Origin of the sequence: Hymenobacter fodinae (genome assembly GCF_004745825.1) — a bacterium.
Lineage (GTDB): Bacteria > Bacteroidota > Bacteroidia > Cytophagales > Hymenobacteraceae > Hymenobacter > Hymenobacter fodinae.
In genome coordinates this window covers 450,133-462,824 of the sequence record NZ_SRLA01000001.1, presented here as the reverse complement: position 1 = coordinate 462,824, position 12,692 = coordinate 450,133, and the positions used below count along the sequence as shown (strand labels likewise).

Here is a 12,692-nt window from a genome sequence, read left to right as displayed (position 1 = left end):
TTCTCCGCAATCTTAGGTCTAGGCCTATTCCTTGTAAGCTCGACGGCTACCGCGCAGACCGCTCCTGCGCCGGCTCCCATGCCAAACGCGGTTCCACCGAGTCAGCAAATGAAGCCGCAGTTTGAAGGGCGCAGTCTTTACACCTATGTTGAGCAAATGCCCGTTTACTCAGATGGGGGGAAAGAAGGCCTTCAGACATTTATCAGCAGCCACGTACGCGGCTCAGCCAAAGGCCGCGAGGCCTACGTCACCTTCATCATCGACCAGACCGGCAAGGCCCGCCTGCCTGCCTTGGGCCCACAGCCTGCAGAGTCGGAAGCATCCGTTGATCCGGCTTTAGCTACCGCTTTTAGCGACATCAAACCCTTCACCCCCGGTCACCAAAACGGTAAACCAGCTGACGTTCGGCTGACGATGAGAATAGCCGGCCCGCTAAAGAAGTAGGAAGTAGCTATGCAATACAAGGAAAAATATCCGCAGCTATACCAATTTTTAGGAGGCTATTTCCCTGATGCGGACCTTTTCGATCTAAGCGACGAGGAGGTTACAATTAATTACAAAGCTGAAGCAAGACCAGAAAGTGTTTCTGAGGTAATCAAAGAACTAGAAGCTCTGGTATCAGACCCACCATCATGGCAGACTGCCGCAGAGGATGCCAACAGATATTTCGAACATCCCGACGATATAGTTGACTGGCTGAGAGGTATCAGAAGGATTTTGGCTAGTGAGAACCGCCTATAAAGCGGTTTTCACTAGGCTACTTGTTTCTCGTAAGCGGGCCACCTTCGCCTGAATCACATCTAGGCCTAGGTTGTGCACGCTGCCCAAATGGGTAGTTTGGAATTCCTTGTGCGGCACGTAGCTGCCATCTTCCACGGCTAGGCCTACTTGCTTGTAGGCGGTGCGGAAAGGCGTGCCGCTTTGGATGAGCTGGTTGATATTTTCGACGGTGAATACGGCGTCGTACTTCTCCTGGTTCAGCAGGTTGGGCTTGATGCGCAACTGGGGCAGGGCGAAGAGCACAATGTCGAGGATGTCGAGAAACTGGGTCATGGGCTCGAAGAGCAGCTCCTTCAGGATCTGGAAGTCGCGGTGGTAGCCGCTGGGCAGGTTACTGGTGGCCAGCATGAGCGTGTTGGGCAGGGCCTGCAGAGCGTTGCAGCGCGCCCGAATTAGCTCAAACACATCGGGGTTTTTCTTGTGGGGCATGATGCTGGAGCCGGTGGTAAACTCCTTGGGCAACTCCACGAAGGCCATATCCTGGCCATTGTACAGCACCAGATCATAGGCCATCTTGGCAAGGGTAGCCGCCATGCCGGCCAGGGCAAACGCCACCGTTTTCTCGGTTTTACCGCGCAGCATCTGGGCGCCCACGCTGCTCACGGCCAGGTTACTGAATCCCATTTCCTGAGTGGTCTGGAGCCGGTCGATGGGGAACGAGCTACCGAAGCCGGCGCCGGAACCCAGCGGGTTTTGGTCAGCTACGGTGTGCGCAGCTTCAAACAGGGCCAAGTCCAGCAACAGGTGCTCAGCATAAGCCGAAAACCACAGCCCGAAAGAGCTAGGCATGGCGGCCTGGAAGTGGGTGTAGCCGGGCATCAGGTCTTCTTTGTGCACCTCAGCCTTCTGCAGCAGCACTTGCACTAGCTCCAGCGTTTTGGCCGCGGCGCGCTCCGTGTAATCCTTCAGAAACAGCTGAATAGCCGTAAGCACCTGATCGTTGCGGGAGCGAGCGGTGTGGATTTTCTTACCCGCGTCTCCGAATTTGTCCGTGAGATAGTACTCAATCTTGGAATGCACATCCTCGAACTCCTCCTCAATAGTGAAAGTACCCTCCTCGATATGCGCGGCGAGTTCCGTGAGGCCCTGTTGCAGTTGCTGGTTTTCTTCTTCTGAGAGCAGCCCGGCTTTTGAAAGCATGTTGGCCTGGGCTTTGGAGGCCTGCACGTCGAACTGCGCGAGGTACATATCCAGCTCCCGGTCGCGGCCTACGGTGAACTGTTCTATCTTCTTATCGACGGCAATGCCCTTATCCCAGATTTTCATATTTCAGGTTGTGCAGAAGCTACGCATAGTGGCTCCTCAGTACTATGTTCTACCTCGTTGAGTTACAAAACGCTTTGTCGCAATCAACCCGGTTTTTGTCGGCTTTTACCGCCTTTGAGGCCAGGCAGGCGTGGTAATTTCGCTTATCACCTTCAAGCCCTACCGCGTCATGCAAAAGATTATCACCTTCCTGACTTTCAATGATCAGGCGGAAGAAGCCGCCAAGTTATACACGACTATTTTCAAAGACTCGCGCATCACGAACATTACCTACTACCCCCAGGGAACGTACATGCCGGCGGGCAGCGTGATGACCGTGGAGTTCGAGTTGGCCGGACAAAAGTACGTGGCTCTAAACGGAGGACCATATTTCACCTTCACTACCGGCATTTCCTTGTCAGTTAGCTGCGCCGACCAGGCGGAAATTGACCACCTATGGGACCAACTAACGGCCAATGGCGGCGAGCCGGGCGACTGTGGCTGGCTAAAAGACCGGTTCGGGGTGTCGTGGCAAATCACGCCGGCAAAGATGGGACAATTGCTTAGCAGTGATGATCCGGCCCGTGTTCAGCGCAAAATGGCAGCCATGATGCAGATGCACAAAATTGACATTGCCACGCTGGAACAGGCCTAGAAGCTACAGTCTAGTTCCCCTCCTCAGATGAGGCGGGGTTAGGGGTGGTTGATAATCGTTGAATGGATTTTAAAACTATGTCTTTATTAACAACTTAATTATCACACATACTTCTGGTCAAGGTGTAATGTATACCGTTTTCGTTCGTCAAGACAAGCTCTGTATATTGGCCTAAGCCTTCGCTCTTTTTGAGGGCAATATTATATCGTCCTTCCGGCAAAAAATTTGACTCACTGTCTCCAGGCCGCTCTGGATTTAGGTGGCGGATTAAAAGATTATTACCTCGAATACCCCAAATAAAATTAGGTAATGAATATTCGCTCGAACCTTCGAGTTTTATTGTAGCTATTGAGTCCGCTCTGAAAGTTATTTCAGAGCAAACATTACAATGGATCTTCGAGGTTTTTTTGACAACCTCCTTTTTTGAAACGATTGTTCTTTCTTCCCATTCAGTAGCTGAGCTAACCCATTTGCCCAATAGGTTCTCCATCCGAAGATGTTGCGACTTAGTAGGCCTCTGCTCTATCTGAGCGAAACTTGTTGAGGATAATAAGCTCACTAGGGATAGAACGACAATGTGAGATTTCATATATTCTGAATCAATCGAATTGATGCTATTACCCTCAGTATAGATGCTTCGACAAGCTCAGCATGACGCTGTTTGTAGTTCGTTTTACGATACGCGAAGCGGGAGCTTCGCGCTACAGTACTAGTCCGTCCAGCAAAGCTACGTAGCCCTGCACACCATCTCGGATTTCGCTGAGCAGGATGTACTCATCGGGCGTGTGAGAGCGGGCTGAGTCGCCGGGGCCAATCTTCACTGTCGTGAATGGCATCATAGATTGGTCAGATAGCGTGACGGAGCCAAACGTACGGCGGCCTAGGCCTATACTGCGCTGCACCAGCGGGTGGCCTAGCTCAATGCGCGAGGAGTTGAGATGGGTAGAGCGCGGTGTAACCTCGGAGGTGACATGCTGGCGCACGAGCTCCACTACTTCTTGGTTGGAATACAGCTCATTGGTACGAACATCTACCACGAAAGTGCAGCGGTCGGGCACAACGTTGTGCTGGGTGCCCGCCTGAATCTGCGTTACGGTCATTTTCACCGGGCCCAGCAGCGGTGATACTTCCGGGAAGCGGAATTGCTCGAACCACCGGATGTCGGCTACGGCTTTGTAGAGAGCGTTTTCGCCTTCCTCGCGGGCGGCGTGCCCGGTCCGGCCGTGGGCCACGCAGTCGAGCACCACCAGGCCCTTTTCCGCCACGGCTAGGTCCATTTGGGTGGGCTCTCCAACAATCCCCAAGTCGATATGGCCTAGCTGGGGCAGTACGCTCCGGATACCATTTATCCCCGACACTTCTTCCTCGGCCGTAATGGCACAGATGAGGTTGTAGGCTAGGTCGGTGCGCTCATGGAAGTACAGGAACGTAGCCAGCAAGCTCACCGCCGAAGCCCCGGCATCGTTGCTGCCCAAGCCAATCAGCTTGTCGCCTTCTATTACCGCGCCCAGCGGGTCGTAAGTCCAGGTGGTGCCAGCCTTTACGGTGTCGTGGTGGGAGTTGAGCAGGATGGTGGGCTTAGCGGCATCAAAATGCTTTGACATGGCCCAAACGTTGTTCTTATCCCGCCGCGGGTGGGCGCCGTGGAAGGTCAGAAATCGAAAGATCAGCTCCGCCGTCTGGTCTTCTTCCCTTGACAAGGAGGGCGTCTGAATCAGCTCCTGCAGCAGCTCAATGGCGTCCTCGGTCAGCCGCTCGATTAGCTCCGGCATAGCACAGTTTTCACGGGTTCGTTGATCTTGAGTGCGTTTTCAATCACCACACGCTCCACCCCAGCTTCCAACGCTGCAAAGGCATTATCGAGTTTAGGCACCATACCAGCGGCAATAACACCCTCGGCTTTTAACTGCTGGTACTGGACCGGCACTATCTGCGGAATTACCGACTGTCCATCGTTGATGTCCGCGAGCACGCCATCTTTCTCGAAGCAGAAGTGCAACTCCACCTCATACTGCGCGGCCAGGGCGCGGGCCAGGGTGCTGGCAATGGTATCGGCGTTGGTGTTGAGCAACTGGCCTAGGCCATCGTGGGTGATGGCGCAGAACACGGGCGTGATGCCGGCCTGCAGCAACTGGCCTAGCAAGGTGGTGTTGATGCTGTCCTCGGGCAAGTCGCCCACGAAGCCGTAGTCGATGTCCTTCACTGGGCGCTTCACGGCCCGAATAACGTTGCCATCGGCGCCCGACAGGCCTAGGGCATTCACGCCGGCGGCTTGTAGCAGCGCCACCACTTGCTTGTTGGTTTTGCCCGCGTAAAACATGGTCACAATGTCGAGGGTAGCAGCATCGGTGATGCGGCGGCCCTGCACCATCTGGGGCTCAATGCCTAGGCTTTGCAGCATCTGGCTGGCGCCTTTGCCCCCGCCGTGCACCAGAATCTTTTGGCCGGGTATGCGGGCTAGTTCCGTCAGGAAGTGGCCTAGCTGTGCTTCATCGTCAATGATGCCGCCACCAATCTTAAATATTTTTAAGCCTTCACGCATAGGAGGGAAAAGGGAAAAATGGCGCGTACGGCCACCGAATGCCAAAACATGCTAACCGTTGAGCTACCTGCTAACGGAAACCCACATAGAGTGATAACTATTTTTTAAAGTTGGGCCGACAAAGTTTCCGAAAAAAAACATCTAGTTTTGCAACGATTTAGCGGTCCAATTCATTTTAAACCGCAGAAACACCTCTCTCGCCTCACGGCAGTCTTCATGATTCGTCTCTCTTCTATTGCGCTTCTGCGACGACCCAATCTGGTCGTGCGAACAATGCCAGCTTAAGCGCTGGCATGCAATATCTCGTCGGCCAGTTAGCACACTATCCCCGACGACGCAAGGGCCTCCAACCTTAGCCCCCTGCTGAAGAAAGTTTCTACGAATAACGAATTGACACGAGTGTAAGCCCTGGTGCGCCTCCCCTAGCCGATTTCACGTTCTGCGCCGCCTTGGCGGCTTGCTAAACTGGCTTCCCCACATTTCCGGGCTTCTTTTCTGGCACCAGAACCTGTTCTGGTTACGGCGCAGCCACACCCCACCGCTGCACTTCTAGCTCCTCCTTTACCGTCTTCCCGAGTCTGTTGCCGTATACAGCGGTAACCAACCGAGCTTCGACCATGCTTTTACGAGTCGCCGATGCTGCCGATGCGCAGTATGTGGAAACCCTCTGTCAATGGTACGCCGAATCCGCCAAAGCGCGCGGAGTCGGCATCGCCAAGCGCGACCCTAACTATCTGATCAAGAAGATGGACCGGGGCGACGCCATTATCGCCTTCGTGGATGAGCAGCTGGCGGGCTTCTGCTACATCGAGACCTTCGAGGACAACAAGTTTGTGGTCAACTCGGGCCTCATTGTGAATACGGAGCTCCGCAAGGAAGGTCTCGGCCGCGCCATCAAGCACCGCGTATTTGAGCTGTCGCGCACGAAATACCCGGCGGCTAAGATCTTCGGTATCACTACCTCAGCGGCCGTGATGAAGATCAACAATGAGCTGGGTTACCGCCCGGTTACCTTCCCCGAACTGACCCAGAGCGACGATTTCTGGAAGGGCTGCTCTAGCTGCAAAAACTACGGCATCCTGATGGAAAACGAGCGCAAAATGTGCCTGTGCACTGGCATGGTCTACGACAAGCTCGATGACCAGTACGGCCAGATCGTTCAGGAGTCGATTGAGATTCTTACACCCCAAGGCCAATAATGAAAAAGGTAGTTTTAGCCTACAGCGGCGGCTTGGATACGTCCTACTGCGTTGTATATCTGACCCGCGAACTGGGTCTGGAAGTTCACACCGTCATTGTCAACTCCGGCGGCTTTTCCGAGGAAGAGCTAGCAGCCATCGAGAAGCGAGCCTACGAACTGGGCTCGACTAAGCACGAGGTGATTGACGTGACCCAGCGATTCTACCATGACTGCCTGCGCTACCTCATTTTTGGCAACATCCTCAAGAACGACACCTACCCGCTGAGCGTCAGCGCGGAGCGTATGTTCCAGTCACTGGCCCTTGCCGAGTACGCCCGGGAGCACAAGGCTGACTACATTGCCCACGGCAGCACCGGCGCCGGCAACGACCAAGTACGTTTCGACGTGGCTTTCTCGGTTATCGCGCCCAACACGGAAATCATCACGCCCATCCGCGACCTAAAACTGTCGCGTCAGGCCGAGATTGACTTCCTGAATCAGCACGGCTTCGAGATGAGCTGGGAAAAGGCCAAGTACTCCATCAACAAGGGTATTTGGGGCACCAGCGTGGGCGGCGTAGAAACCCTGACTTCGCACCAGGCGCTGCCCGAGTCGGCGTACCCCACGCAACTCACGGCCAACGAGCCTACTACCGTTGAAATTACATTCGCTAAGGGTGAGCCCGTGGCGCTGAATGGCAAGTCGATGAACCCCGTGGAGCTGATTCAAGAGCTCAACGACTTGGGTGGCCGCTACGCTATTGGCCGTGACACCCACGTGGGCGACACTATTCTTGGCATCAAAGGCCGCGTAGGCTTCGAGGCTCCCGCTCCGCTGATTCTGCTGAAGGCTCACCACTTGCTGGAGAAGCACACCTCCAGCCGTTGGCAGCTGCTGCACAAGGACTACATCGCCAACTGGTACGGCACCCTGCTGCACGAGGCGCAGTACCTCGACCCCGTAATGCGCGACATGGAGGCTTTCCTCACGTCGTCGCAGGAGCGCGTTTCGGGCCAGGTGTTCGTGACCTTGAAGCCCTACCAGTTCGAGCTGCAAGGCATTGAGTCGAAATACGACATGATGCGTTCCAAAGTGGCCACCTACGGCGAGGAAAACGATGCCTGGGACGGCCGCGATGCCAAGGGCTTCATCAAGATCTTCAGCAACCAGCTGCGGATTCACAGCTCGTTCAACGATGAAAATTAAGGTTGGCATCGTAGGGGGCGCCGGCTACACGGCCGGGGAGCTTGTCCGTATTCTGCTGCACCACGAATACGCGGAGCTGGGCGCCATCGTCAGCTCTTCCAACGCCGGCAACCCCATCTACCAGGTTCACGACGACTTAGTGGGCGAGACGGACCTGGTATTTGCCTCGGAGCTGGGGGGGGATGAAGACGTGGTGTTCTTGTGCCTAGGCCACGGTAACTCCAAAGCCTGGCTCACGAAGCACGAACTGCCCGAAACTACCCACATCATCGACCTGAGCAACGACTTCCGCCTGGAAGCCGATGCGGAGTTTGAAGGCCGGGAGTTTGTGTACGGGTTGCCGGAGCTGAACAAGAGCCGCATCCAGCAGGCCCAGAGCATTGCCAACCCTGGCTGTTTTGCTACGGCTATTCAGCTGGCCTTGCTACCCCTGGCCCAGGCCGGAAAGCTCACGGACGACGTGCACGTATCGGCCATTACAGGCAGCACGGGCGCAGGGCAGAGCTTGTCGGAGACGGTGCACTTTTCGTGGCGCACGAATAACGTGTCTATCTACAAGCCCTTTACGCACCAGCATCTCGGCGAAATTGGGGAGAGCCTGGCGCAACTGCAGCCGCAGCTGGAAAGCGCCATGCACTTCATTCCGTACCGTGGCAACTTCTCCCGGGGCATCTTCGCCAGCGTCTATACGCCATCGGACTTGACCCAAGAAGAGGCGCGAGAGCTGTACCAGAAGTTCTACCAGGACGCCCCCTTCACCACGGTGTCGGATAAAGAAATTCACCTGAAACAGGTAGTCAACACTAATAAGTGCCTGCTGCATGTGCAGAAATTCGGCAAGCAACTACTCATCACCTCGGTTATCGACAACCTCGTGAAAGGCGCATCCGGCCAGGCCGTGCAGAACATGAACTTGCTGTTTGGCCTACCCGAAACAACTGGCCTGGGATTGAAAGCGGGGCTCTTCTAATTCTGCAGAACGTCATTCCGAGCGTAGCGCAACGAAGTCGAGGAATCTCGCTTGTTGACGCCGGAATAGTATGGCAGCATCAGCACGCGAGATTCCTCGGTAAGCTCGGAATGACGTTCTTTTCTTGAGTTCTGACGACTGCTTATAACATCTAACCTCTCAGCTCTTACTTCTTTAAAATGGAGCTTTTCAATGTATATCCGCTCGTTAACATCACGCCGGTAAAGGCGTTGGGAGCGAAACTTTGGGACGATAAAGGCCAGGAGTACCTGGATTTCTACGGTGGGCATGCTGTTATCAGCATCGGCCACAGCCACCCGCACTACGTGCAGCGCCTCACGGAGCAGTTGCAGAACATCGGCTTCTACTCCAACTCGGTGCAGATTCCGATTCAGGCGCAGCTAGCTCAGAAGCTAGGCCATGTGTCGGGCTACGAGGACTACTCACTGTTTCTGTGCAACTCTGGCGCCGAGGCCAACGAGAATGCCCTGAAGCTGGCGTCCTTCCACACCGGTAAGAAGCGTGTACTCGCCTTTAAAGGCGCCTTCCATGGCCGTACCTCCGGTGCAGTAGCGGCTACTGATAACCCTAAAATTGTAGCTCCCTTCAATGCCGACCACGCCATTTCCTTCGTGGAATATGACCTAGCGGCGGTAGAGCAGGTGCTGCAAGGCGGCGACGTGTGCGCAGCCATCATTGAGCCCATTCAGGGGGTAGGCGGTATCATCATGCCCTCCGATGAGTTCCTGACTGGCCTAGCCGCACTGTGCAAGCAGTACGGCGCCCTACTGATTGCCGACGAGGTGCAGAGCGGCTACGGCCGTAGCGGCAAGTTCTTTGCCCACCAGCACGCCGGCATCCGCCCCGATGTTATTTCAGTGGCGAAAGGCATGGGCAACGGCTTCCCCATCGGCGGCATCCTGATTGCGCCGGAGCTGAAGGCCTCCTATGGCTTGCTGGGCACCACGTTTGGGGGCAACCACCTGGCCTGCGCCGCCGCCTTGGCCGTGCTGGAGGTTATTGAGCAGGAAAACCTGCTAAACCACGCCGCTGAGCTAGGCCACTATCTCCGCTCGGAACTGGAAGCCAACGCTGGGGCCGAGGAAATTCGGGGCCGGGGCCTGATGGTAGGCATCAAGTACGACTTCCCCATCAAGGACGTGCGTGACAAGCTGCTTTCTGACTTCCACATCTTCGTGGGCAACGCCTCCGACCCCACGGTGCTGCGCTTGCTACCCCCATTGAACATCACTAAGGCCGAAGTTGACCGGTTCCTACAGGCGCTGTACACACTTATTCCGGCCGAGGTAAAAAAGTAAGCGACTTGTAGCCTAACTTGCAGCCCCAATGAGTAGCACGATGAAGCCCAAGAGCCAGGCTCCCCTTCTGATTAGCTGCACGCTGCCATTGGTGACTATTGCGCAGCAACCGGCTGGTTCTTTCCGTGAAAGAACGGCCTCCCACATTTTCTTTCAGCAGTCGTGCCCGCCAGACTTCCCGATGCCTGACATCTGGGAGCGGCTGGGTGCGGGACCGATTGATATATCTTCTTTCGCTCCCGTTTGGCTTAAGTCATCGTTCGGCTGGAATAGACCTCTAATTTTTGGTTCTGTTCCAGCCGAAATTGTATCCGGGCGGCTGCCCAAGCCGGCGAAGGCTACGCTGCGCACCCGCAAGACACTCAACAGAGGCGCCGAAGTACCGCATTGCCTCTCAATAGTAAGGTTCCGATCAGCATTGATCGGGCAGAGGGATGCACCTGCCATTGGCTCTCAACTCAACAAGAGAAGAGCGGGCCTGACTACCGCAGAAAATCAATAACAGAGTAAACCCTTTTTCGCATAACAGAGTGGAAAACGCTAAATCGGTAAAACTCGTCCTGGAAGACGGCACTGAAATTCAAGGCCAATCTTTCGGCGCCTTCACCTCCGCCGCGGGCGAGGTGGTGTTCAGCACGGCCATGACCGGCTACCCCGAAAACCTCACGGACCCGTCCTTCGCCGGCCAGATTCTGGTGCTGACCTACCCCATGGTGGGCAACTACGGCGTACCAGGCGAGGAACTGTACGAGTCGATTTCCAAGATTTTCGAGTCGGACAAGATTCACATTGCCGGTCTGGTAGTGAATTACTACTCGGAGGAGCACAGCCACTGGAACGCCGCCAAGAGCCTCGGCGACTGGCTTGCGGAGTACAACATCCCCGGCATCTTCGGGGTGGATACGCGCATGCTCACCAAAATCCTGCGTGAGAAGGGTGCCATGTTGGGTAAGATTGTGGCCGAGCAGGACGTAGAGCTGCACGACCCCAACCAGGATAATCTGGTAGCCCAGGTGAGCCCCACCGAGGTGAAGCACTACGGCAACGGCCAGCACAAAATCGTGCTGGTAGACTGCGGCACTAAGACCAACATTATCCGCTGCTTCCTGCAGCGCGACGTAGAGCTGATTCGCGTGCCCTGGGACTACGACTTCACCAAGCTCGACTACGACGGCCTGTTCCTGAGCAACGGCCCCGGCGACCCAAAGATGTGTACGCCCACTATCCAACACCTCCAAACCGCACTAGGCCAGGACAAGCCCATCTTCGGCATCTGCTTGGGTTCCCAGCTCATGGGCCTGGCCGCGGGCGGCGACACCTTCAAGCTGAAGTACGGCCACCGCAGCCATAACCAGCCGGTGCTGCTCTCGGGCACCAAGCGCAGCTACATCACCAGCCAAAACCACGGCTTTGCGGTGGACACCAACACGCTGCCCGCCGAGTGGGAAATGTTGTTCGAGAACCTGAACGACGGCACCTGCGAAGGCATCAAGCACAAGAGCAAGCCGTTCTTCTCCACCCAATTCCACCCCGAAGCCGCCGGTGGCCCCGAGGACACGGAGTACCTGTTCGATGATTTCCTGAAAGCAGTAGCCGAGCACAAAGCCACGAAGTAGACTGGCCTAGAATGCCACTTCCTATGATGGTGAGCTTGCCGAAGCCTCTCTGCCAATTCGTCCATATATAATTACGTACAAGCCCTGATGCGTCAAGCAGATCTGCCAGAACGTTGGAAAACTAAACTGAGAGATTATTTGACTGCAATAGGAGGTAATTATGAGACACTAAGTGCTCCTGACTTTCCAGCTGATAATGTAGTACGCATCTTGTTTGAAGACGACTCCAAAATTGAATTCTACTATGCCTTCGTTATCGAGGCTCCTGAATACAAAGAGGTAGCTGTTTTTACCGAGCATTGCGGCCATCATTTATTTCAGTTGTCCGACGGAATAACCTTGACAATAGAGAAGCAATAAAGATGCTCCGGCAAGCTCAGCATGACGTTTCTTATCTTCAGCCCAGTCATTTTTAATGCATGAGCACTATGCAAGAAAAGAGCGGAAGCACGCGGAACTGGGTGTATGTAACGCTGGGAGTTGTAGCGTTTGCGGTGTTCTACCTCATTAAGAGCGTCAAGATGAAAGACGTCGTCAAACTTGCCGTGGGCAAGCAGGATATCTTTCTTTCGATGCTGGACAAGGGCAATGTCTCACCTCGCATTCTGAGCCGTACCGGCAAGATTGTTTCGAGGAAGTTTGACGCCGGGAAGCCTGGACCGAAGCAGGATTCTCTCTCCTTCCGGCTCGTGCTGAAGGGCGAGAAAGCTACCGCCACTATCAGGACCAAAGTCATGAAACAGCCTGATGGCAAATGGCAGATGGTTAAGAGCGACACCACTTTCTCCGAATAAAATACCCAGTCCTCATGCCATCAAAGAGTAAAGGGTTTCCGAACTGGGGATATGTATTGCTGGGGGCGCTGGCTTTCGCGGGGTTTTACTTCGTCAGGAACCTAGGCCAGCGGACGCTTATGAAAGCAGTGCTGGGGGAGCCGGCCGATCTGATTGCCCAGGCAATGAGTTCGGCTAGAGTTTCCCCCAGAATAACCAGCCGAACAGGACGGATAACCTCTAAGAACTTCAAGGTGGAGAACCTGAGTGCTAAAAAAGACTCGCTCGTCTTTCGCTTTTTACTGGACGGCGAGCGGAGCAATGCCACCATCAAACTCTGGATGACTAAACGGGCATCCGGCAACTGGGAAATCGTGAAAAGCGACACCCTATTTTCTAATTAACA

General features: G+C 55.0%; 14 protein-coding genes. 11 read left to right on the top strand and 3 right to left on the bottom strand.

The features are described from left to right. Nucleotides 1-156 precede the first annotated feature (156 nt). Nucleotides 157-444: a hypothetical protein gene (locus EU556_RS01925; protein ID WP_135430467.1), complete on the top strand. Its 288-nt coding sequence runs from the start codon at nt 157-159 to the stop codon at nt 442-444. 9 nt (nt 445-453) lie between these two features. Continuing rightward, nucleotides 454-741: a contact-dependent growth inhibition system immunity protein gene (locus EU556_RS01920; RefSeq protein ID WP_135430465.1), complete on the top strand. Its 288-nt coding sequence runs from the start codon at nt 454-456 to the stop codon at nt 739-741. On the opposite strand, the gene argH is transcribed toward EU556_RS01920, so the two are convergent. After that, nucleotides 736-2,046, bottom strand: coding sequence for an argininosuccinate lyase (gene argH / locus EU556_RS01915; RefSeq protein WP_135430463.1), 1,311 nt, complete (start codon nt 2,044-2,046; stop codon nt 736-738). The genes EU556_RS01920 and argH overlap by 6 nt on opposite strands. Before the next feature lie 169 nt (nt 2,047-2,215). Between argH and EU556_RS01910 the strand changes: the two genes are divergently transcribed. Further along, the gene (locus tag EU556_RS01910) at nt 2,216-2,680 is read left to right on the top strand and encodes a VOC family protein (protein ID WP_135430461.1); all 465 of its coding nucleotides are present in this window, start codon (nt 2,216-2,218) and stop codon (nt 2,678-2,680) included. Nucleotides 2,681-3,381: 701 nt separating this feature from the next. Here EU556_RS01910 and EU556_RS01905 read toward each other — a convergent pair. Next, nucleotides 3,382-4,452, bottom strand: a complete 1,071-nt coding sequence (locus tag EU556_RS01905) for a M20 family metallo-hydrolase (protein ID WP_135430459.1) — start codon at nt 4,450-4,452, stop codon at nt 3,382-3,384. After that, nucleotides 4,440-5,222: an acetylglutamate kinase gene (gene argB / locus EU556_RS01900; protein ID WP_135430457.1), complete on the bottom strand. Its 783-nt coding sequence runs from the start codon at nt 5,220-5,222 to the stop codon at nt 4,440-4,442. The genes EU556_RS01905 and argB overlap by 13 nt, the downstream gene beginning before the upstream one ends. A 617-nt stretch (nt 5,223-5,839) precedes the next feature. On the opposite strand from argB, the gene EU556_RS01895 reads away from it, so the two are divergent. The 8 genes from EU556_RS01895 (at nt 5,840) to EU556_RS01860 (ending at nt 12,690) form a co-directional block, all read left to right on the top strand. Next, nucleotides 5,840-6,421, top strand: a complete 582-nt coding sequence (locus tag EU556_RS01895; RefSeq protein WP_135430455.1) for a GNAT family N-acetyltransferase — start codon at nt 5,840-5,842, stop codon at nt 6,419-6,421. Beyond that, nucleotides 6,418-7,608 carry an argininosuccinate synthase gene (argG, locus tag EU556_RS01890; protein WP_210116230.1) on the top strand — a complete coding sequence of 397 codons (1,191 nt, stop codon included), beginning with the start codon at nt 6,418-6,420 and terminating at the stop codon, nt 7,606-7,608. The genes EU556_RS01895 and argG overlap by 4 nt, the downstream gene beginning before the upstream one ends. Next, on the top strand, nt 7,598-8,578 hold the full coding sequence (gene argC, locus EU556_RS01885) for an N-acetyl-gamma-glutamyl-phosphate reductase (RefSeq protein WP_135430451.1): 981 nt from the start codon (nt 7,598-7,600) through the stop codon (nt 8,576-8,578). The genes argG and argC overlap by 11 nt, the downstream gene beginning before the upstream one ends. A 179-nt stretch (nt 8,579-8,757) precedes the next feature. Then, nucleotides 8,758-9,897 carry an aspartate aminotransferase family protein gene (locus tag EU556_RS01880; RefSeq protein WP_135430449.1) on the top strand — a complete coding sequence of 380 codons (1,140 nt, stop codon included), beginning with the start codon at nt 8,758-8,760 and terminating at the stop codon, nt 9,895-9,897. Nucleotides 9,898-10,427: 530 nt separating this feature from the next. Further along, the gene (carA, locus tag EU556_RS01875; RefSeq protein WP_135430447.1) at nt 10,428-11,513 is read left to right on the top strand and encodes a glutamine-hydrolyzing carbamoyl-phosphate synthase small subunit; all 1,086 of its coding nucleotides are present in this window, start codon (nt 10,428-10,430) and stop codon (nt 11,511-11,513) included. Nucleotides 11,514-11,600: 87 nt separating this feature from the next. Further along, nucleotides 11,601-11,873, top strand: a complete 273-nt coding sequence (locus EU556_RS01870) for a hypothetical protein (protein ID WP_135430445.1) — start codon at nt 11,601-11,603, stop codon at nt 11,871-11,873. Nucleotides 11,874-11,941: 68 nt separating this feature from the next. Then, complete coding sequence (locus EU556_RS01865) at nt 11,942-12,307, top strand: hypothetical protein (protein ID WP_135430443.1); 366 nt, start codon at nt 11,942-11,944, stop codon at nt 12,305-12,307. A 14-nt stretch (nt 12,308-12,321) separates the two neighbouring features. Continuing rightward, a complete protein-coding gene (locus EU556_RS01860; RefSeq protein WP_135430441.1) occupies nt 12,322-12,690 on the top strand; it encodes a hypothetical protein in 369 nt (122 codons plus the stop codon). Nucleotides 12,691-12,692: the final 2 nt, after the last annotated feature.

Excerpts from the sequence above, each read along its gene's own strand:
- argH (WP_135430463.1), bottom strand. The coding sequence starts at position 2,046 with ATGAAAATCTGGGATAAGGGCATTGCCGTCGATAAGAAGATAGAACAG.
- EU556_RS01895 (WP_135430455.1), top strand. The coding sequence starts at position 5,840 with ATGCTTTTACGAGTCGCCGATGCTGCCGATGCGCAGTATGTGGAAACC.
- EU556_RS01925 (WP_135430467.1), top strand. The coding sequence starts at position 157 with ATGCCCGTTTACTCAGATGGGGGGAAAGAAGGCCTTCAGACATTTATC.
- EU556_RS01860 (WP_135430441.1), top strand. The coding sequence starts at position 12,322 with ATGCCATCAAAGAGTAAAGGGTTTCCGAACTGGGGATATGTATTGCTG.
- EU556_RS01870 (WP_135430445.1), top strand. The coding sequence starts at position 11,601 with ATGCGTCAAGCAGATCTGCCAGAACGTTGGAAAACTAAACTGAGAGAT.
- EU556_RS01920 (WP_135430465.1), top strand. The coding sequence starts at position 454 with ATGCAATACAAGGAAAAATATCCGCAGCTATACCAATTTTTAGGAGGC.
- EU556_RS01865 (WP_135430443.1), top strand. The coding sequence starts at position 11,942 with ATGCAAGAAAAGAGCGGAAGCACGCGGAACTGGGTGTATGTAACGCTG.
- EU556_RS01880 (WP_135430449.1), top strand. The coding sequence starts at position 8,758 with ATGGAGCTTTTCAATGTATATCCGCTCGTTAACATCACGCCGGTAAAG.
- argB (WP_135430457.1), bottom strand. The coding sequence starts at position 5,222 with ATGCGTGAAGGCTTAAAAATATTTAAGATTGGTGGCGGCATCATTGAC.
- EU556_RS01910 (WP_135430461.1), top strand. The coding sequence starts at position 2,216 with ATGCAAAAGATTATCACCTTCCTGACTTTCAATGATCAGGCGGAAGAA.
- argC (WP_135430451.1), top strand. The coding sequence starts at position 7,598 with ATGAAAATTAAGGTTGGCATCGTAGGGGGCGCCGGCTACACGGCCGGG.
- EU556_RS01905 (WP_135430459.1), bottom strand. The coding sequence starts at position 4,452 with ATGCCGGAGCTAATCGAGCGGCTGACCGAGGACGCCATTGAGCTGCTG.